The 18,675-nt window shown below is 72.7% G+C and carries 16 protein-coding genes and 1 tRNA gene; 15 read left to right on the top strand and 2 right to left on the bottom strand.

Annotated elements, in window-relative coordinates; genetic code table 11:
* Position 1: 1 nt before the first annotated feature.
* From LUW87_RS06510 to LUW87_RS06495, 4 genes are all read left to right on the top strand, one after another.
* The gene (locus tag LUW87_RS06510; protein ID WP_232670296.1) at positions 2 to 808 is read left to right on the top strand and encodes a TatD family hydrolase; all 807 of its coding nucleotides are present in this window, start codon (positions 2 to 4) and stop codon (positions 806 to 808) included.
* Positions 809 to 1,072: 264 nt separating this feature from the next.
* Complete coding sequence (locus LUW87_RS06505; RefSeq protein ID WP_232670295.1) at positions 1,073 to 1,690, top strand: transglycosylase family protein; 618 nt, start codon at positions 1,073 to 1,075, stop codon at positions 1,688 to 1,690.
* Between the two features lie 105 nt (positions 1,691 to 1,795).
* Positions 1,796 to 2,644: a 16S rRNA (adenine(1518)-N(6)/adenine(1519)-N(6))-dimethyltransferase RsmA gene (rsmA, locus tag LUW87_RS06500; RefSeq protein WP_249419624.1), complete on the top strand. Its 849-nt coding sequence runs from the start codon at positions 1,796 to 1,798 to the stop codon at positions 2,642 to 2,644.
* A 5-nt stretch (positions 2,645 to 2,649) separates the two neighbouring features.
* Positions 2,650 to 3,381, top strand: a complete 732-nt coding sequence (locus tag LUW87_RS06495) for a 4-(cytidine 5'-diphospho)-2-C-methyl-D-erythritol kinase (RefSeq protein ID WP_232670293.1) — start codon at positions 2,650 to 2,652, stop codon at positions 3,379 to 3,381.
* Positions 3,382 to 3,525: 144 nt separating this feature from the next.
* On the opposite strand, the gene LUW87_RS06490 is transcribed toward LUW87_RS06495, so the two are convergent.
* Together LUW87_RS06490 and LUW87_RS06485 are read right to left on the bottom strand one after the other, a co-directional pair.
* Positions 3,526 to 3,627 (bottom strand): 30S ribosomal protein bS22, encoded by a 102-nt coding sequence (locus tag LUW87_RS06490; protein ID WP_208027376.1) that lies wholly within the window; start codon positions 3,625 to 3,627, stop codon positions 3,526 to 3,528.
* A gap of 52 nt (positions 3,628 to 3,679) precedes the next feature.
* Positions 3,680 to 3,751, bottom strand: a tRNA-Gln gene (locus tag LUW87_RS06485).
* Positions 3,752 to 3,817: 66 nt separating this feature from the next.
* Here LUW87_RS06485 and LUW87_RS06480 point away from each other — a divergent pair.
* The 11 genes from LUW87_RS06480 to LUW87_RS06430 all read left to right on the top strand — a co-directional run bounded on the left by LUW87_RS06480 (position 3,818) and on the right by LUW87_RS06430 (position 18,671).
* On the top strand, positions 3,818 to 4,924 hold the full coding sequence (locus LUW87_RS06480) for a bifunctional UDP-N-acetylglucosamine diphosphorylase/glucosamine-1-phosphate N-acetyltransferase GlmU (protein WP_232670292.1): 1,107 nt from the start codon (positions 3,818 to 3,820) through the stop codon (positions 4,922 to 4,924).
* A gap of 36 nt (positions 4,925 to 4,960) precedes the next feature.
* Positions 4,961 to 5,941, top strand: coding sequence for a ribose-phosphate diphosphokinase (locus LUW87_RS06475; protein WP_232670291.1), 981 nt, complete (start codon positions 4,961 to 4,963; stop codon positions 5,939 to 5,941).
* Positions 5,942 to 6,087: 146 nt separating this feature from the next.
* The gene (locus LUW87_RS06470; RefSeq protein WP_232670289.1) at positions 6,088 to 6,774 is read left to right on the top strand and encodes a 50S ribosomal protein L25; all 687 of its coding nucleotides are present in this window, start codon (positions 6,088 to 6,090) and stop codon (positions 6,772 to 6,774) included.
* A 68-nt stretch (positions 6,775 to 6,842) separates the two neighbouring features.
* Complete coding sequence (pth, locus tag LUW87_RS06465) at positions 6,843 to 7,463, top strand: aminoacyl-tRNA hydrolase (protein WP_232670288.1); 621 nt, start codon at positions 6,843 to 6,845, stop codon at positions 7,461 to 7,463.
* Positions 7,464 to 7,527: 64 nt separating this feature from the next.
* On the top strand, positions 7,528 to 11,121 hold the full coding sequence (gene mfd, locus LUW87_RS06460) for a transcription-repair coupling factor (protein ID WP_232670287.1): 3,594 nt from the start codon (positions 7,528 to 7,530) through the stop codon (positions 11,119 to 11,121).
* 8 nt (positions 11,122 to 11,129) lie between these two features.
* Complete coding sequence (locus LUW87_RS19125; RefSeq protein WP_232670286.1) at positions 11,130 to 12,218, top strand: peptidylprolyl isomerase; 1,089 nt, start codon at positions 11,130 to 11,132, stop codon at positions 12,216 to 12,218.
* 7 nt (positions 12,219 to 12,225) lie between these two features.
* A complete protein-coding gene (locus tag LUW87_RS19120) occupies positions 12,226 to 13,599 on the top strand; it encodes a MazG family protein (protein WP_232670285.1) in 1,374 nt (457 codons plus the stop codon).
* A 117-nt stretch (positions 13,600 to 13,716) separates the two neighbouring features.
* On the top strand, positions 13,717 to 15,006 hold the full coding sequence (gene eno, locus LUW87_RS06445) for a phosphopyruvate hydratase (RefSeq protein ID WP_232670284.1): 1,290 nt from the start codon (positions 13,717 to 13,719) through the stop codon (positions 15,004 to 15,006).
* A 773-nt stretch (positions 15,007 to 15,779) separates the two neighbouring features.
* The gene (locus LUW87_RS19115) at positions 15,780 to 16,103 is read left to right on the top strand and encodes an FtsB family cell division protein (protein WP_232670283.1); all 324 of its coding nucleotides are present in this window, start codon (positions 15,780 to 15,782) and stop codon (positions 16,101 to 16,103) included.
* 97 nt (positions 16,104 to 16,200) lie between these two features.
* The gene (locus tag LUW87_RS06435) at positions 16,201 to 18,516 is read left to right on the top strand and encodes a xanthine dehydrogenase family protein molybdopterin-binding subunit (protein WP_232670282.1); all 2,316 of its coding nucleotides are present in this window, start codon (positions 16,201 to 16,203) and stop codon (positions 18,514 to 18,516) included.
* Positions 18,513 to 18,671, top strand: a complete 159-nt coding sequence (locus LUW87_RS06430) for a hypothetical protein (RefSeq protein ID WP_232670281.1) — start codon at positions 18,513 to 18,515, stop codon at positions 18,669 to 18,671. Before LUW87_RS06435 ends, LUW87_RS06430 begins: the two co-directional genes overlap by 4 nt.
* Positions 18,672 to 18,675: the final 4 nt, after the last annotated feature.

Genomic DNA, 18,675 nt, shown 5'->3' with positions numbered 1-18,675 from the left:
CGTGCCCGGCGACGACCCGACGCTCGCCACCGGCGGGCTGCGCTGGACCGACGACCACTGCCACCTGGCCCTCGGCGCCGACGGGGGTGCCGGCGCGGCCGAGCAGGTCGGCGAGGCCCGAGCCGCGGGCGTCGAGCGGTTGATCACCGTGGGCACCGACCTGGACGGCTCCCGTGGCGCCATCGCGTCGGCCCGGGCCCACGACGGGGTGTGGGCCACCGCCGGTGTGCACCCCCACGACGCCTCGCAGGGGCTCGACGGCATCGAAGCCCTCCTGGCCGAGCCGGAGGTGGTGGCCGTGGGGGAGTGCGGGCTCGACTACCACTACGACCACTCACCCCGGGACACCCAGCGGGCGGTCTTCGCCGCCCAGGTCGCGTTGGCTCACGCCCACGACCTGGCCCTCGTCGTGCACACCCGTGAGGCATGGGCCGACACGTTCGCCGTCCTCGAGGCCGAGGGCCTGCCCGAACGGACGGTCATCCACTGCTTCACCGGAGGCCCCGACGAGGCCCGGCGCTGCCTCGACCTCGGCGCCCACCTGTCGTTCAGCGGCATCGTCACCTTCAAAGGTGCGCCCGAGGTGCGCGAGGCGGCGGTGCTGTGCCCGCTCGACCGCCTCCTCGTCGAGACCGACTCGCCCTACCTGGCCCCGGTGCCCCACCGGGGCCGTCCCAACCGGCCGGCGCTGGTGCCCCTCGTCGGAGAGGCCGTGGCCGCGGCCCGCGGCGTCGCGACTGCGGCCGTGGCCGAGGCCACGTGGGCCAACGCCGAGCGGGTCTACCACCTCGGCGCCGACGGCTCCTGACGCCGGCGGGGGCCGCCCGGCGCGCCCCGCTTCCCGGCCCCACGGGCCGTGAGGGGCGACGTCGATGTCGGCCCCGTGTCGTGTCTGACAGCCAGGTGACAGAAGTTGCGATCGCGTTGCAGGCTGCCTAGGGTCGGAGACGGCTCCGGGCGGAGTGACGGTGAGCGTTGATGCGCTCGGCGTGGCCCCGCTGTGCGCAGCCGGCCTGTCGCCCAGTGAGAGAAGAGCACGCTGTCCACCACGTCGAGCCCCCCGCAGCGTCGAATGGTCCTCGCATTGGTGGTGACGCTGGTCTGCCTTCCGATCCTGGCGCTCGAGATCATCGGTGGGGTGGCCTCGGCCGACTCGGAGGTCGCGGTGGTCACCACCGACGCCCCCCAGCCCAGCCTGGTGGTGGCCGAGGCGCCCTCCACCACCGCTGCGCCGGACACGACAGTGCCCACGACGGCCGAGCCGGCCCCGGTCGAGACGATCGAGACAACGACCACGGCGGCGCCCTCCACCACCGCGGCCCCGCAGACCACGACCACCACCACGGCGCCTCCTCCTCCGCCCCCGCCCCCGCCTCCTCCGCCCCCCACGACCGCCCCGCCTCCTCCGCCCACCACGGCGGCACCGGCGCCCCCGGTGTCCAACGGCGCCATCTGGGACCAGCTGGCCCAGTGCGAGAGTTCGGGCAACTGGTCGATGAACTCGGGCAACGGCTTCTACGGCGGCCTGCAGTTCACGATGCAGAGCTGGCGCTACGTGGGGGGCACGGACTTCGCCGCCATGCCCCACCAGGCCAGCCGAGCCGAGCAGATCGCCGCGGCCGAACGCCTCCGTGCCCAGCAGGGCTGGGGTGCCTGGCCGGGCTGCGCTCGCCTCCTCGGCCTGCTGTAGCCCTCGCCGACAGCCCGGCCCGGCCGGGCTGCCAACTGGTGTTCCGCCGGCCGGGTTCGCCAGTGGCGGCGGCGGTCGGGACCTCGACTCGCCCGGTGACCGGCGATGGGCGAGGCTGACACGGTGACCCTCACCCGCACGCAGGTGGTCGAGCTCTTGGAGCGCCACGGCCTGGCCCCGAGCCGGGCGCTCGGCCAGAACTTCGTGGTCGATCCCAACACCGTGCGGCGCATCGCCCGGCTGGCCGAGGTCGGTCCCGGCGACTCGGTGGTGGAGGTGGGTCCCGGCGTGGGGTCGCTCACCACGGCTCTGGCCGAGACCGGGGCCACGGTGACCGCGGTCGAGCTCGACCGGCACCTCCTCCCGGTGCTCGAGGAGGTCGTCGTGCCCCTCGGGGTGCGGGTGGTCCAGGGCGACGCGCTCGCCGTCGACTGGTCCGAGCTGCTGGCGTCGGCTCCGGCGTGGACCCTCGTGGCCAACCTCCCTTACAACGTGGGCACCACGATCGTGCTGCAGCTGCTCGACGACGTCCCCGCCATCGAGACGATGTTGGTGATGGTCCAGCGGGAGGTGGGGGAGCGCCTGGCCGCCGGTCCCGGTGGCGGCGCCTACGGCATCCCGTCGGTGAAGGTGGCCCTGTGGGCCACCGCTGAGGTCGTCGGACGGGTGCCGCCCACGGTCTTCGTGCCCCAGCCCAAGGTCGAGTCCGTGCTCGTGCGCATCCGCCGTCGTCCCCGCCCGGCGGTGGACGCCGATCGCGACGTGCTCTTCGCGCTCGTGCGAAAGGCCTTCGGGCAGCGACGCAAGATGCTGCGCCGGTCGCTGTCGGGATGGGTGACATCCGAGATGTTCGCCGCCGCGGGCGTGGCCCCCGACGAGCGGCCCGAGCAGCTCGGCATCGAGCAGTGGGGCGCGCTGGCCGACGTGGTGGGACCGGCGCCCGTGCCAGGCTGACCGAGATGTCCGAGCACGCCCCGACCCTGCCCGTCACGCTGACCGCCCCGGCCAAGCTCACGTTGTCCCTGCGGGTCACGGGCCGGCGTGACGACGGGTTCCACCTCCTCGACGCCGAGATGGTCACCCTCGACCTGTGCGACACGCTCGAGGTGGCCGAGGGCGACGGCCTGGACATCGTCGACGGATCGTCCGGCGCTGCCCACGAGGTGGAGGCGGACGACGACAACCTGGTGCGCCGGGCGCTGGCGCTGGTCGGACGTCGGGCCCACGTGCGGCTGCACAAGCGCATCCCTGCCGGCGCCGGGCTGGGTGGGGGGTCGGCCGACGCCGCGGCCGTGCTGCGCTGGGCCCGCTTCGACGACCTCGAGGCCGCGGCCGATCTCGGTGCCGACGTGCCGTTCTGCCTGGTGGGCGGACGGGCACGGGTCCGCGGCATCGGCGAAGTCGTCGAACCGCTCCCGGTCGAGGTCCGCACCCTCACCTTGTGGACCCCGCCGTTCGGCTGCTCCACCCCGGCGGTCTACCGGGCCTGGGACGACCTCGGTGGTCCCCGGGGCGAGCACGGCAACGACCTCGAGCCCGCCGCCCTCGTCGTCGAGCCCCGTCTCGCGGCGTGGCGTGAACGCTTGGCCGAGGTCACCGGGCAGCGGCCCCGTTTGGCCGGGTCGGGCTCGACCTGGTTCGTCGACGGGGACCACCCCGGCGACGGTCGCGTGGTGGTCCACACCGTCTGAGCCCTGCGGCATCACTCCGGCCACCGAGGGCCGGCGGCGGGTGCGGGGAAGGGGTCCCGGACGCGGACCCACCCGGCGCCGAAAGGGCCGGGTGGGTGAGAGATGGACGTGACGGTGGGCCGGTCCGGCCCCCGCGAACGGGGGCTACTTGCCGGCTGCTCGGCGTTGGAAACGAGTGCGCTTCAGCATCTTCTTGTGCTTCTTCTTGCGCATTCGCTTGCGACGCTTCTTGATCAGAGAACCCATGGCGGCGAGGACTCTACCGGGACCGTGACGAGGTTGCGAAACGAGCGACCAGCTCGGGGGCAGGGACTCGAACCCCGAAGACCAGGACCAAAACCTGGCGTGTTACCTATTACACCACCCCCGAAAGGTGCCCCCGACGGTACCACCGGCCCTGCTGTCACCCGACGGGGGGTGGCGATAGAAAGGGGCCATGGACCGCCCCTTGTCAGCCATCGTGCTCGCCGCCGGCGAAGGCACCCGCATGCGGTCGAGCCGCCCCAAGCCCCTGCACCTGCTGTGCGGGCGGGCCATGGTGCTCTACGTCCTCGATTCGCTGGTCGACTGCGACGTGCGCCGGGCGGTGGTGGTGGTGGGCCACGGTGCCGAGCGGGTCACCAAGAAGCTCGTCGACGCCGCCCCCCACGTCCCGTTGGAGTTCGTGGAGCAGCACGTGCAGCGCGGCACCGGCGACGCGGTGAGCGTCGCCCTCACCGCCTTCCCGGCCGAGGACCTCGACGAGAGCGACGCCGACCTGCTGGTCCTCCCCGGCGACACCCCGCTGCTGCGGGCCTCCACCATCACCGCCCTCGTCGAGGCCCACCGGGCCAGCGACGCCGCCTGCACCATGCTCACGGCCCACATGGCCGACCCCACCGGGTACGGCCGGGTGGTGCGAGGTCGCGACGATCGCGTCGAGCGCGTCGTCGAGCAGGCCGACGCCACCGACGAAGAGCTGGCCATCGACGAGGTCAACACCTCGATCTATTGCTTCCGGGCCAGCCTGTTGGCCCCGGCCCTGCGCCGGCTCAGCCCCGAGAACGTCCAGGGCGAGTACTACCTCACCGACGTGGTCGGGGTCCTCGCCGCCGCCGGCTACCAGGTCGCCGCCGTCGCGGCCGACGACGCAGCCGACACCCAGGGGGTGAACGACCGCGTCCAGCTCTCGACGGCCGAGGCCGAGCTGCGCCGGCGCACCAACGAGGCCTGGCTGCGCAAGGGGGTCACCATGCTCGATCCCGAGCGCACCTACGTCGACGCCACCGTCGAGCTGGCCACCGACGTCACCTTGTTCCCCGGCACCATGCTGCAAGGACGGTGCGTCATCGGCTCGGGGGCCGAGATCGGCCCCGACACCCGCCTCGTCGACTGCGTCGTGGGCGCCGCCTCGGTGGTCGAGCACACCGTCGGGCGAGACGCCGAGATCGGTGAGGGCACCGTGGTCGGTCCCTTCGCCGCCCTGGATGCGGGCAGCCGGGTGCCCGACGGCGTGCGCACGGGGCCGTTCTACACTGCGACTCTCGCCGACCCGGCCCAGTAGCGCCGGGGCATCCGCCACCCACCCCAGGGGAAGCACATGGAGTTGGTCACCAAGAAGCGCCTGCACCTCGTGTCGGGGCGGGCGAATCTCCCTCTGGCGACCGAGATCGCCGAGCAGCTGGGGGTGGAGCTCGGTGACGCCAACCTGGGTCGCTTCGCCAACGGCGAGCTGCACTGCCGCTTCGGTGAGTCCGTGCGGGGCACCGACGTGTTCATCATCCAGAGCCACGTCGGCACCGACACCATGTCGGTGAACGACGCCCTCATGGAGCAGCTGATCATGGTCGATGCCGCCCAGCGGGCCTCGGCCAAGCGGATCACTGCAGTCGCGCCCTTCTACGGATACGGCCGCCAGGACCGCAAGTCCGAGGGACGAGAGCCGATCACCGCCAAGCTCGTCGCCAACATGTTCAAGTCGGCCGGCGCCAAGCGCCTCATCAGCGTCGACCTGCACTCGGGGCAGATCCAGGGCTTCTTCGACGGCCCCGTCGACCACCTCACCGCCATGCCCGTGCTCGTCGAGCACATGCGCAGCCTGGGCGACGACCTGGTGGTGGTGTCGCCGGACGCCGGCCGGGTGAAGGTGGCCGAGCGCTACGCCAACTCCTTGCACGCCGACCTCGCCATCGTGCACAAGCGCCGGGTGAAGGGACAGAAGAACGCGGTCGAGGCCCGCGACGTCGTGGGCGAGGTGCAGGGGCGCACGTGCGTGCTCATCGACGACATGATCGACACCGGCGGCACCATCGTCGCCGCCGCCGAGCAGCTCATGGAGCACGGTGCCGCCGAGGTCCACGCCGCCTGCACCCACGGGGTGCTCTCGGGCCCGGCCATCGACCGGCTCAAGAACTCGGTGATCACCCGCGTCATCGTCACCAACACCCTGCCCCTGCCGTCGGAGAAGCAGCTCGACAAGATCGAGGTGCTGTCCGTGGCCAGCGTGATTGCCGACGCGATCGACGCCGTCTTCGAGGACACCTCCGTCTCGGAGATCTTCGGGGGAGCCAACCAGTCCTGACCTCGGGGGCGGCACGCCCTCGGCCCGCGGGCACGGTCGCCGGAGGATTTCCCGGGTTCGGCCGGCCCCCGGTAGGATTGCCTGCCGTTCTTCCGCCACCCGCCGGCGCGCGCACCGGCCGCCGCCCCAGGAGCACCTGACAGACCATGGAACTCACCCTCACCGCCACCACCGGTCGCGAGCTCGGCTCGCGCACGTCCGGCCGTCTCCGCAACGAGGGCAAGGTCCCCGGCGTCGTCTACGGGCTGGGGCGTGACGCCGTCGCCGTCGCCGTGGAGTGGACCGAGCTGCGCCGGGTGCTCACCACCGATGCCGGCCTCAACGCCCTCATCGACCTCGAGATCGACGGCGAGACCGAGCTCACCCTGGTCAAGGACATGCAGCGCGACCCGGTGCGGCGCGACGTCCTACACGTCGACTTCCTCCGCCTCGACCGCGACGCCGAGACCTCCGTCGACGTGCCCATCCTCCTCACCGGCTTCGCCAAGGACGTCGAGGACCGTCGCGGCATCGTCGACCAGACCCTCAAGACCTTCACGGTCAACGCCAAGCCGGCCGACATCCCGACCCAGTTCGAGATCGACGTCACCGACCTCACCATCGGTGGGGTCATCACCGTCGCCGACGTGGAGCTGCCCCGGGGCGTCTCCACCGATCTCGACCCGGAGGCCCCCGTCGTCGTCGGCGTGGGCACCCGCTTCACCACCCTCATCGATGCCGGCGTCGATCCCAGCGACGCCGCCTTCGACGAGGAGGGCACGGGCTACGAGGCCGAGGGCGCCGAAGGGGCCGAGGCGTCGGACGAGTCCGAGTCCGAGGGCGACAGCGAGTGATCCTCGCCGCCGCGGCCCTCGGCTGAGGGACGGGGCGGCCGCCACCGAACCGGGAGCGCGCGACGACCATGGCCTTCGGCAGACGGCGTGAGCACGCTCGCCGCGGGACCCCGGCCGACCTGTTGGTCGTGGGGCTCGGCAACCCCGGCAAGGAGTACGCCCACACCCGCCACAACGTCGGCTTCGACGTGATCGAGCTGCTGGCCCAGCGCCACGCCGGCTCGCTGAAGGGCGGGCGCGAGAACTCCCTGGTGGCCGAGGTGCGCATCGACGGCCGGCGCGTGACGCTGGCCCAGCCGCTGACCTACATGAACCTGTCGGGTGATGCCGTCGGTCCGCTCGTGCGCCGCCACGGCATCGAGGACCCCCAGGCGCTCGTCGTCGTCCACGACGAGCTCGACCTCCCGCTGGGGCAGGTCAAGGTCAAGGTGGGCGGCGGGCTCGCCGGCCACAACGGATTGCGGTCGATCAAGGCCCACCTCCACACCGCCGATTTCGTGCGGGTGCGCATCGGCGTGGGCAAGCCACCGAGCAAGGAGCAAGGAGCCGACCACGTGCTCAAGCGGGTCGGCAAGTCCGAGCGCACCGAGCTCGACATCGCCGTGCAGGAAGCCGCCGACGCCGTGGAGCTGATCCTCGCCGAGGGTCCCGAGGCGGCCATGAACCAGGTCAACACCCGACGGCGCTGAGGCAACTGACACGTTCGCCGCCCGCTCCGGCCGGGTGCCGCGGCCGGTAGCCTCCGAGGTCCTCATGGCGCTCTCCGATCTCCCCCCGCTCCTCGCCGACGAGCCCGGCCTCACTGAGGTCATGGGCCGTCGCGATGCCGTCCTGGCCGTCCCCGAACCGGCCCGGGCCGTGGTGGTGGCCGGCCTGGCCCACCGCTCCGACCGTCAACCCATCGTGGTGGCAGTGCCCACCTCCGGCGAGGCGGAGCGTCTCACCAACGACCTGGTGGCCTTCCTCGGTCCCGACGAGGTCGACCTGTTCCCCGCCTGGGAGACCCTGCCCTTCGAGCGGGTCAGCCCCAACACCGACACCATGGGCCGGCGGTTGCGCACCCTGTGGCACCTCCGCGACCCGCAGCGGGCCCCGCGGGTCGTGGTGGCCCCGGTCCGGGCGCTGGTCCAGCGCCTCGGTCCCCACGTGGCCGACGTCGAGCCCATCGTGGTCGGCGCCGGCGACCGGGTCGACCCCACCGAGCTCGTCGAGGAGCTGGTCGCGTTCGGCTACCGCCGCGAGTACCAGGTGGAGCACCGCGGCGAGGTCGCGGTGCGAGGCTCCATCGTCGACGTCTACCCGAGCACGGCCGACGCCCCGGTACGCATCGATCTCTGGGGTGACGAGGTCGACCGCCTCACCGAGTTCTCGCCCGCCGATCAGCGCTCCACGGTCGACCTGGCCGAGGTCGAGCTGTTCCCGTGCCGCGAGCTGCTGCCCACCGCCGAGGTCAGGGCCCGGGCCGAGAAGCTCATCGCCGCCGAGCCGTGGGGACGCGAGCAATGGGAGCGCCTGGCCGAGGGCCAGACCTTCGACGGCATGGAGTCGTGGCTGCCCTGGTTGGTCGCCGACGGCCGCGACAGCGACGACGCCGAGGTGCTCTTCGACCTGCTCGACGACGACGCCCAGGTGCTGTTGTTCGAGCCCCGACGCATGCGCGACCGCGCCGGTGACATCCTCGCCGAGGAGGACGACCTCGCCGTCACCCTGGCCCGCACCTGGGGGGCCCTCGACGACGGTCCGGTGCCGGGCGCCGATGCCGACGAGGCCGACCAGGCCGCGGGCGGCGAAGGGGCGGGCACGTCGGCCGAGGACACGCCCTCCGCCGGCCATCGCGCCGACACCCACCGGTCGCCGTTCCCCCGGCTCCACCTGCCGTTCGAGCGGCTCCTCGTGCGCACCACGGCTCCCTCGTGGACCGTGACCACCGCCCCCGAGGGACCCGACGTGGCCACCGTGGCGGCGGCCGGCTGGAACCCGGTCGTGGGCGACGGCGAGGGCCTCGTGCGCCAGCTCCGTGAGCTCCTCGACGACGACTACCGCGTGGTGGTGGCGGCCGACGGCGCCGGTTCCGGTGCCCGGCTGGTGTCGCTGCTGGGGGAGCAGGGCATCCACCTCGACCTCGACGAGCGGGGCGTCGCCGACCTCACCGTCGCCGGGGGCCACGTCGTCGTCGCTCCCATCGAGCGAGGGTTCCTGTTGCCGTCGGTGCGCCTGGCCGTGCTGGCCGAGGCCGACGTCACCGGCCGGCGCCGGGCCCACCGGCGGGCCAAGCCCCGCAAGGCGGCCGCCCAGGGCTACTTCGACGACCTCAAGGTCGGCGATCACGTGGTGCACTTCCAGCACGGCGTGGCCCGTTACGGCGGCATGGTCAAGCGGGCCATCGGGGGCGTCGAGCGCGACTACCTGCTCCTCGAGTACCGCGGCGACGACAAGCTCTACGTGCCGTCGGACCAGATCGACGCCGTGCGCCACTACACCGGCGGCGACTCGCCCAGCCTCAGCCGGTTGGGCGGCGGTGAGTGGCAGAAGAGCAAGGCCAAGGTCCGGGCCGCGGTCACCGAGATCGCCCAGGAGCTGGTGGTGCTCTACCAGAAGCGGGTGACGGCCCCCGGGCACGCCTTCGGGTCGGACACGCCATGGCAGCGCGAGCTCGAGGAGTCCTTCCCCTTCGAGCCGACCCCCGACCAGCTCAAGGCCATCACCGAGGTCAAGGCCGACATGGAGGCCGACGCCCCCATGGACCGCCTCGTCTGCGGCGACGTCGGGTTCGGCAAGACCGAGGTCGCCATCCGGGCGGTCTTCAAGGCCATCCAGGACGGCAAGCAGACCGCGGTGTTGGTGCCCACCACCCTGCTGGCCCAACAGCACTTCACCACCTTCGCCGAACGGTTCGCCAGCTACCCGATCCGGGTCGAGGTGCTCAGCCGGTTCCTCACCAACGCCCAGGCCAAGAAGGTCGTCGAGGGCCTCGCCAGCGGCGACGTCGACCTGGTCATCGGCACCCATCGACTCCTGGCCCCCGACCTGCGGTTCAAGGACCTCGGACTGCTGGTGGTCGACGAGGAGCAGCGCTTCGGCGTCAACCACAAGGAGTCCATCAAGAACCTCAAGGTGGGCGTCGACGTGCTCACCCTGTCGGCCACACCCATCCCCCGCACCCTGGAGATGAGCCTCACCGGCATCCGCGACCTCACGCTGCTCAACACGCCCCCCAGCGAGCGCCAGCCCATCCTCACCTACGTCGGTGAGCAGGACGAGCGGGCCATCGCCGAGTCGCTGCGACGGGAGCTGCTGCGCGAGGGCCAGGTGTTCTTCGTGCACAACCGGGTGCAGGACATCGAGCGGGTGGCCGCGCAGCTGCGAGAGCTGGTGCCCGAGGCCCGCATCGCCGTGGCCCACGGCCAGATGGACGAAGGCACGCTCGAGAAGGTCGTCCTCGACTTCTGGGAAGGCGAGTTCGACGTCCTGGTCTGCACCACCATCATCGAGTCGGGCATCGACATGCCCACGGTGAACACCCTGGTGGTCGACCGCGCCGACCTGCTCGGCCTCGGCCAGCTCCACCAGCTGCGGGGGCGGGTGGGTCGCTCGGGGCAGCGGGCCTACGCCTACCTGTTCTTCCCGCCGGACCGCTCCCTCACCGAGGAGGCCTACGAACGGCTCAAGACCATCGGCGAGGCCACCGAGCTGGGGTCGGGGTTCAAGATCGCCATGCGCGACCTCGAGATCCGCGGTGCGGGCAACCTGTTGGGCACCGGGCAGAGCGGACACATCGCCGCGGTCGGCTACGACCTGTACTGCCAGATGGTCACCGAGGCCGTGGCCGAGTTGAAGGGCGAGACGCCCCGTGAGCCGGCCGAGATCAAGATCGAGCTGCCGTTCGACGCCAACCTCCCGCGCCAGTACGTCGAGCGCGAGGAGCTGCGACTCGAGGCCTATCGGCGCCTGGCCGGTGTCACCACCGAAGCCGAGGTCGACGACATCCGGTCCGAGTGGGAGGACCGCTACGGGCCGCTTCCGGCTGCCGCCGAGGCCCTGCTCGAGGTGGCCCGCCTCCGTGCCGAGTGCGTGCGCACCGGCATCCGCGAGGTCGTGGTCACCAAGGGCCCCGGCTTCGGGGGACCCAAGTATGTGGCCCGCCTGTTCCCGCTCACCCTTCCCGCGTCGAAGTCGGTGCGCGTCGAGCGCCTCTACAAGGGCACGGTGATCAAGCCGGCGGTCGAGCAGGTCCTGCTCGCGGTGAAGACCGCGGCGGGCGCGGCGGGGGAGATCGTGGCTGCCCTCGCCGACCTCGTACCCGCCGAGGTGTCGACTTCGCCGGACAAGACCCCTTCGGTAGTGTGAGCGACCTTGTGAAGACGAACGCTCGCAGCTCTCTCGCCCTGCTCGCCCTGGTCCTGGCCGCCGCTCTGGTCGGGGCCTCGTGTTCCTCGGTCACGCCGAAGGCCCTCACCGTGGAGGGGTGGAGCCTCTCCGAGGAAGCGCTCGTCGACCAGCTCGACGCCCTCACCCCCGAGGGCGAGGTGGGCAACGGGTGGTCCACCGCCCTGGCCGCCCAGCTGCTCAACGCCCAGGTGCTGTTCCGGGTGGCGTCCGCCGAGGTCGCCCAGCGTGGCCTCGAGGTCAGCGAGACCGACCTGCGCAACGCCGAGGTGCAGCTCAGCTTCCAGTTCTCGCCCACCGGTGGCCAGGGTGGTGGCAGCACCGCCGATCCGGCCGGCCTCGCCGTGCTCGACGAGCTCCCCGACTCCAACCGCCAAGACCTCGTGAGCGGCTATGCCAGCTTCCTGGTCCTCGGGGCCGACATCCTCGACCGGGCCGCCAGCGACGAAGGGCTCCGTGAGCTCTACGAGGCCCAGACCCAGGAGGACCGGGCCTGCGCCAACCACATCCTGGTCCAGGCCGGCGACGGCTCCGCCGAACCCACCGAGGCGCAGTTCGCCGAGGCGCTGGCCGAGATCGAGACCATCGCCGGGCAGCTCGACGGCACCGATGACTTCGGGGCCCTGGCCGCCGAGTTCTCCGACGACCCCGGCAGCGCCTCAGCGGGCGGCGAGCTGGGCTGCGCTCCCGAGGGCACCTACGTGGCCGAGTTCGACGAGGTCGTGTGGTCCCAGCCGATCGGCGAGGTGAGCGAGCCGGTGCGCACCAGCTTCGGGTACCACCTGATCCTCGTCACCGCCCGCGGTGAGGTGTCGTTCGAGGACGCCCGCAGCCAGTTGGCCCGCGCCGTGCAGCAGAACGGACAGGCCATCATCGGCGACGCCCTCGCCGGGCTCCTCACCGACGCCGACGTGAGCGTCGACCCCAAGTGGGGTCGGTGGGACGCCGAGTCCGGCCAGGTGCTGCCGCCGGCCGGGGCCCAGCCCCCGCCGATGCCCACGCCCGACCTCGAGGGCCTCGACGGCCTCCCCGAGGGCCTCTTCCCGGCCGAGGGGTAGCGACCCGGTGAGCGTCACGCCCCGCGTCGTCGTCGTCGGACTGGGGCCGGGCGGCCCCGACCTGGTCACCGGGGGCACGCTCGCCGAGATCGAGGCCCACCCGATCCGCTTCCTGCGCACCGAGCGGCACCCGTCGGCCCGCCTGGTGCTCGACGCCACCTCTTTCGACGACGTCTACGACGATGCCGCCACGCTCGACGAGGTGTACACGACCATCGTCGAGCGGCTGGTGGCCGCCGCCGGCGACCACGGCACGGTGCTCTACGGCGTGCCCGGCTCGCCGGTCGTGGCCGAGCGCACCGTCGAGGCGCTCGTGGCCGACCCCCGGGTGCGCACCGACGTGGTGCCGGCGCTCTCGTTCCTCGATCTGGCCTGGGTCCGCCTCGGCGTCGACCCCTTCGCCGCCGGGGCCCGCGTCGTCGACGGACACCGCTTCGCCGTCGAAGCCGCCGGCGAGCGCGGACCGCTGCTGGTGGGCCAGTGCGATTCGGTCGACGTGCTCTCGGAGGTGAAGTTGGTCCTCGACGCCGGTCCCACGCCGGCCGTGGGCCCGGACACCACCGTCGTCGTCCTCCAACGCCTCGGGCTGGCGGACGAGTCGATCCGCACCGTGGCCTGGCACGACCTCGACCGGGTCGTCGAGCCGGACCACCTCACCTCCCTGTGGATCCCCGAGCTGGCCGCCCCCGTCTCACGGGAGATGGCCCGGCTGGTGCAGCTGGTGGCCGACCTCCGCGTCGGCTGCCCGTGGGATCGCCAGCAGACCCACGAGTCCCTGCGCCGCCACCTGCTCGAGGAGGCCTACGAGGTCCTCGAGGCCATCGACCATCTCGACGTGGAGGCCGGCACCGGTTTCGAGCACCTCGAGGAGGAGCTGGGCGACCTCATGTTCCAGGTGCTGTTCCACAGCCGGCTGGCCGAGGAGGAGGGGCACTTCACCCTGGCCGACGTGGCCGCCACCATCCACGACAAGCTGTGGTCGCGGCACCCCCACGTGTTCGGCGACGTCGTGGTCGGCGGTCCCGACGACGTGGTGCGCAACTGGGAGCAGCTCAAGAAGGCCGAGAAGCAGCGCGAGAGCGTCTTCGACGGCATCCCCGACGCCCTGCCCGCCCTCCTCCACGCCACCAAGGTGCAGAAGAAGGCGGCGACCCTGGCCGAGAGCGGGCTCGACCTCGCCTCGGTGGTGGCCCCGCCCGGCCTGGCCGAGGCCACCGCGACGGCCGCCGCCGACCCCGGCGAGGAGGCCGTCGGCGCCGCCCTGTTCGCCCTCGTGGACCTCGCCCGTTCGGCCGGCATCGATCCCGAGAACGCCCTGCGCGTCGCCTCGTCGCGGTACCGCGACGAGGTGCGCGGGGCCGAGCAGGCCACGGGCGGCTGAGCCGTCCCGCTCGCCGCCACCGCCCGGCGAGCCTCGTGCCGACCGGGGTGCGCCATTCTCCCCGACGGGCGTGACACCCTTGTGCGGACCCCAGCCACCAGGAGACATCCCCCCACCATGAGCATCATCGAGCACATCGCCGGTCGTGAGGTCCTCGACAGCCGAGGGAACCCCACCGTCGAGGTGGAGGTCATCCTCGAGTCCGGCGCGTCGGGACGGGCCATCGTGCCCTCGGGCGCCTCCACCGGCGCGTTCGAGGCCGTGGAGCTGCGCGACGGCGAGAGCCGGTACGGCGGCAAGGGCGTCCTCGACGCCGTCACCCACGTCGACGACGAGATCTACGACGCGATCGTCGGCTTCGACGCCCTCGATCAGCGCGACATCGACCGCGTGCTGATCGAGATCGACGGCACCGACAACAAGGCCAGCCTCGGGGCCAACGCCATCCTCGGCGTGTCGCTCGCGGTCGCCCGCGCCGCCGCCGACGAGCTGGCCATGCCGCTCTACCGCTACGTCGGCGGGGCCAACGCCCACGTGCTGCCGGTGCCCATGATGAACGTCCTCAACGGGGGCGAGCACGCCGACAACAACGTCGACGTCCAGGAGTTCATGATCATGCCGGTCGGCGCCGCCTCGTTCTCCGAGGCACTGCGCTGGGGCGTCGAGACCTACCACGTGCTCAAGGGCGTCCTCCACGACCGCGGCCTGTCCACGGCCATCGGTGACGAGGGCGGCTTCGCCCCCAACCTGGCTTCCAACGAAGAGGCCGTGCAGCTGCTGCTCGTAGCCGTCGAGAAGGCCGGCTTCACCCCGGGCGACGACATCGCCATCGCGCTCGACGCCGCCTCCACCGAGTTCTACCGCGACGGCAACTACGTCCTCGCCGGGGAGGGCCGTACCCTCGATCCGTCCGAGATGGTGGGCTACCTCGCCGACCTGGCCGCCAGGTACCCCATCGTGTCGATCGAGGACGGCATGGCCGAGGACGACTGGGACGGCTGGAAGGCCCTCACCGAGGCCATCGGTTCGCGCGTGCAGCTGGTCGGCGACGACCTGTTCGTCACCAACTCCGAACGGCTGCAACGGGGCATCGACGCCGGCGTGGCCAACTCCATCCTGGTGAAGGTCAACCAGATCGGCTCGCTGAGCGAGACCCTCGACGCGGTCGGCCTGGCTACCCGAGCGGGCTACACCTCGGTGATGTCGCACCGATCCGGGGAGACCGAGGACACCACCATCGCCGACCTGGCGGTGGCCACCAACTGCGGCCAGATCAAGACCGGGGCCCCGGCCCGCAGCGACCGGGTGGCCAAGTACAACCAGCTGCTGCGCATCGAAGAGGACCTGGGCGAGTCGGCGGCCTTCTGGGGTGGCGCCGGTCTGGCCCGGGGGAGCTCGCAGGGTTGAGCACCCGGGGCCGACGTCCGCGCACCGAACCGGTGGCGACCCCCCGTCGACCCGACGCGCCCCGGCGCGACCTGACGGCTCTCCTCGAGCTGCTCAGCGAAGACGATCTCCCCGCGGCCAGCCGACGCCCCCGGAGCCCGGCGTCGCACCCCGCGACCGCCCCGGCGGCGCCCGCGCGTCGCGCACGGTCTTCGGCGAGGTCTGCGAGCGACCAGTCGGCGTCGCCCTCCGCCCAGCCCCGCTCCGCCCCGCCCCGTTCCGGTCGTCCGGCCCGACGCCCGGCCGAGCCCACGGGCCGTTCGGTGTCGAGGCCGCCGGATGCCGGCCGCCCCGCCGCAGCCGGCGAGCCCGCCGCGGCCAGCCAGCCCCCCGAGTCCGGCAAGCCCCCGAAGTCCAGCAAGGGAAGGCGGTCCCGGCGTTCCGACGCCGGCGAGCGAGGCCGATCGGCGAGGCCGGTTCGGTCATCGGCGAGCGTGACGACGGCCGAGGCCCCGAAGGCGGCGTCCAAGCGGCCGGTCCGGCAGTCCCGGGCGTCCGAGGCCGGAACCGGGGCCACCCCGGGGAAGGCTCCCGGCAGGGGCACGAAGGCGAAGGCACCCGGGCCCGGCCGCTCGGCACGAACCGCGAAGGCGCCGGCCGGCGAACCCAAGCGGGTCCGGCCGATCGCGCCCGTCCCCGATCCCGATCGAGCGACGTCGGCGGACGAGCCCCGGGTCGCCCGACGTGGGCGCACCCGAGCCCGCGCCACGCGCCGGCCGAGCCGGGTGGGCAGGGTGGCCGGACGCCTCGTCCTGCCGCTGGTGCTCGTGGGGCTGACCGTGGGGGTCATGCTCCTCGGCGTGTTCCCCACCCGCACGTGGCTCGACCAGCGTGCCGCGCTGAGCAGCGCCCAGACCGAGCTGGCCGAGCTCGAGGCGGCCAACGCCGAGCGCCGCGACCGGGTGGAGGCGCTGCTCACCGACGACGAGGTCGAGCGCATCGCTCGCGAGGAGTACGGCCTGGCCGAGCTGGGCGAAGAGGTGTACCACGTGCTGCCGCCACCCGAGGACCCCATCGAGATCCCCGAGGCCTGGCCCTTCACCCGCGTCGCTCCCTGACCCCCGACGCCGAAGAGGGGTGCGGCGACACCCGCCCCGACGGGCAAGCGGTAGCGTGCCTGACGTACGTCGCGGACGGCCCAGGGGGAGCAGAACGATGAGCGTGATGGGAACGCGGGTGGCGAGGCGGGAGGACCCGGTCTTCCTGACCACGGGCGGCGTCTACACGGCCGACCTCGACGAGCCGCTCCTCGAGGGGGCCCTGCACGCCCAGTTCGTGCGCTCCACGATCGCCCATGCTCGGCTCGTCGAGGTCGATGCCTCCGAGGCCCGGGAGGCGCCGGGCGTGGTGGCCGTCTACACCGCCGCCGACATCGCGGCGGCCGGCGACCTCGCCCCCTTCCCCGTGCCCATCCCCGGCATGATCCCCGACGGGCTGGCCCGGCCCTGGCTGGCCACCGACGTCGTCCGCTTCGTCGGGGAGGCCGTGGCCGTGGTCATCGCCGAGACCAAGGAGGCCGCCGAGGACGCCGCCGAGCTGGTCATCGTCGACGTCGATCCCCTCGAGACCCTCGTCGATCCCCTCGCCGCCGCCACCGACGAGCTGCTGCTGTTCCCCGAGCACGGCACCAACACCGCGCTGGGCGTCGACTTCGGCACGACCGACGACCTCTTCGACGGCTGCGAGGTCGTCGTCCGCCGTGACCTGGTCAACCAGCGCGTGGCGGTGTGCCCGCTCGAGCCCCGTGCGGTGGCCACCACCTGGCACGACGGGCGGCTGGTGGCGTACGTCTCCACCCAGGCTCCCCACGGGGCCCGCAACAAGCTGGCCGGCATGTACGGCCTCGAGCCCGAGCAGGTCCACGTCATCGCGCCCGCCGTCGGTGGCGGCTTCGGGGCCAAGATCAACCTGCAGGCCGATGAGGCCCTGCTGCCCTGGATCTCGCGCCGGCTCGGCCGCCCCATCCGCTGGGCCGAGACCCGCAGCGAGTCGATGGTGTCGATGCCCCATGGCCGGGGCCAGCACCACAGCATCGAGATCGGCGGGCGGCGTGACGGCACCGTCGAGGCCTATCGCCTGAGCGTCGTGCAGGACGCCGGGGCCTACCCGGGCATGGGCGCCTTCCTGCCCTTCATGACCCGCACCATGGCCCCGGGCGTCTACGACATCGCCAAGGTCGAGTGCAACGTCAAGAGCGTGGTCACCAACACCACGCCGGTCGAGGCCTACCGCGGCGCCGGTCGCCCCGAGGCCACCGCGGCCGTCGAGCGCGCCATCGACCTCTTCGCCGCCGAGATCGGCATGGATCCCGCCGACGTGCGCCGCCGCAACCTCATCGCCGCGGACGCCTTCCCGTTCACCACCCCCACCGGCGCCGAGTACGACGTCGGCGACTACGCCGGGGCGCTCGACCGCATCCTCGACGCCGCCGACTACGCCGGCCTCCGAGCCGAGCAGAAGGGCCGCCGGGAGCGCGGCGACCGCGTGCAGATGGGCATCGGGGTGAGCATCTACGTCGAGATCACCGCCGGTCCTGCCGGCACCCAGGGCGAGTACGCCAAGGTGCACGTGCGCCCCGACGGTTCCGTCGTGGTGCACACCGGGACCTCGGCTCACGGCCAGGGCCACTCCACGTCGTGGGCCATGCTCGTCCACGACGCCACCGGCGTCGACATGGATCGCATCGAGGTGGTGGCCGGCGACACCGACCGGGTGGCCGAGGGCACCGGCACGTTCGGGTCGCGCTCGTTGCAGCTGGGCGGCACCGCCGTCTGGAAGGCCACCGAGATCGTCGTCGACAAGGCGCGCGAGGTCGCCGCCGACCTGCTCGAGGCGGCCGTCGCCGACGTGGTCCTCGACGTCGACCGCGGCGTCTTCCACGTGGCCGGTACGCCGAGCGTCACCCGGTCGTGGGCCGACGTGGGCGCGGCGGGCGACCTCACCGCGCCCATGGGTGAGGGCCCCACCGGCCAACCGCTCGAAGCAGCCCTCACCCACACCGCGGACAAGGCGACGTTCCCGTTCGGTGCGCACCTCGCCGTCGTCGAGGTCGACACCGAGACCGGCGAGGTCACCCTCGATCGCATCGTGGCCTGCGACGACGCCGGCCGCATGCTCAACCCGCTGATCGTCGAGGGCCAGCGCCACGGGGGCATCGCCCAGGGCGTGGCCCAGGCGCTCTACGAAGCCGTCCTCTACGACGACGACGGCAACCCCCAGACCGCCAACCTGGCCGACTACGCGTTCGTGTCGGCCGCCGAGCTGCCCAGCTTCGAGCTCGTGCCCATGGAGACCCCCACTCCGGTCAACCCGCTGGGGGCCAAGGGCATCGGCGAGTCCGGCACCATCGGCTCGACGCCCGCCGTGCAGAGCGCGGTGATCGACGCCTTGTCGCCCTACGGGGTCGAGCACCTCGACATGCCCCTCGACGCCGAGCGGGTGTGGCGAGCCATCCGGGACGGCGGCGCATGACCGAGCCGCTGCGCCCCGAGCACCTCGACAAGCGCCGCCGCGACCCGGCGGCGCCCGAGACCAGGTGGCAGAGCTCGGCCAAGTGGACCCTCGTGGCCGTGGCCCTGGTGGTCGTGGTCGGCGGTGGCGGCTTCTACTGGCTCGTCCTGAGCTGAACCC

Source organism: Rhabdothermincola salaria (assembly GCF_021246445.1).
GTDB lineage: Bacteria > Actinomycetota > Acidimicrobiia > Acidimicrobiales > Acidimicrobilacustridaceae > Rhabdothermincola_A > Rhabdothermincola_A salaria.
This window is presented reverse-complemented; position numbering and strand designations above follow the sequence as displayed.

Bases quoted from the DNA above. Each gene is read 5' to 3' on its own strand.
- LUW87_RS06505 (WP_232670295.1), top strand. From the start codon at position 1,073: ATGGTCCTCGCATTGGTGGTGACGCTGGTCTGCCTTCCGATCCTGGCG.
- rsmA (WP_249419624.1), top strand. From the start codon at position 1,796: ATGGGCGAGGCTGACACGGTGACCCTCACCCGCACGCAGGTGGTCGAG.
- LUW87_RS06495 (WP_232670293.1), top strand. From the start codon at position 2,650: ATGTCCGAGCACGCCCCGACCCTGCCCGTCACGCTGACCGCCCCGGCC.
- LUW87_RS06490 (WP_208027376.1), bottom strand. From the start codon at position 3,627: ATGGGTTCTCTGATCAAGAAGCGTCGCAAGCGAATGCGCAAGAAGAAG.
- LUW87_RS06480 (WP_232670292.1), top strand. From the start codon at position 3,818: ATGGACCGCCCCTTGTCAGCCATCGTGCTCGCCGCCGGCGAAGGCACC.
- LUW87_RS06475 (WP_232670291.1), top strand. From the start codon at position 4,961: ATGGAGTTGGTCACCAAGAAGCGCCTGCACCTCGTGTCGGGGCGGGCG.
- LUW87_RS06470 (WP_232670289.1), top strand. From the start codon at position 6,088: ATGGAACTCACCCTCACCGCCACCACCGGTCGCGAGCTCGGCTCGCGC.
- pth (WP_232670288.1), top strand. From the start codon at position 6,843: ATGGCCTTCGGCAGACGGCGTGAGCACGCTCGCCGCGGGACCCCGGCC.
- mfd (WP_232670287.1), top strand. From the start codon at position 7,528: ATGGCGCTCTCCGATCTCCCCCCGCTCCTCGCCGACGAGCCCGGCCTC.
- eno (WP_232670284.1), top strand. From the start codon at position 13,717: ATGAGCATCATCGAGCACATCGCCGGTCGTGAGGTCCTCGACAGCCGA.
- LUW87_RS06435 (WP_232670282.1), top strand. From the start codon at position 16,201: ATGAGCGTGATGGGAACGCGGGTGGCGAGGCGGGAGGACCCGGTCTTC.
- LUW87_RS06430 (WP_232670281.1), top strand. From the start codon at position 18,513: ATGACCGAGCCGCTGCGCCCCGAGCACCTCGACAAGCGCCGCCGCGAC.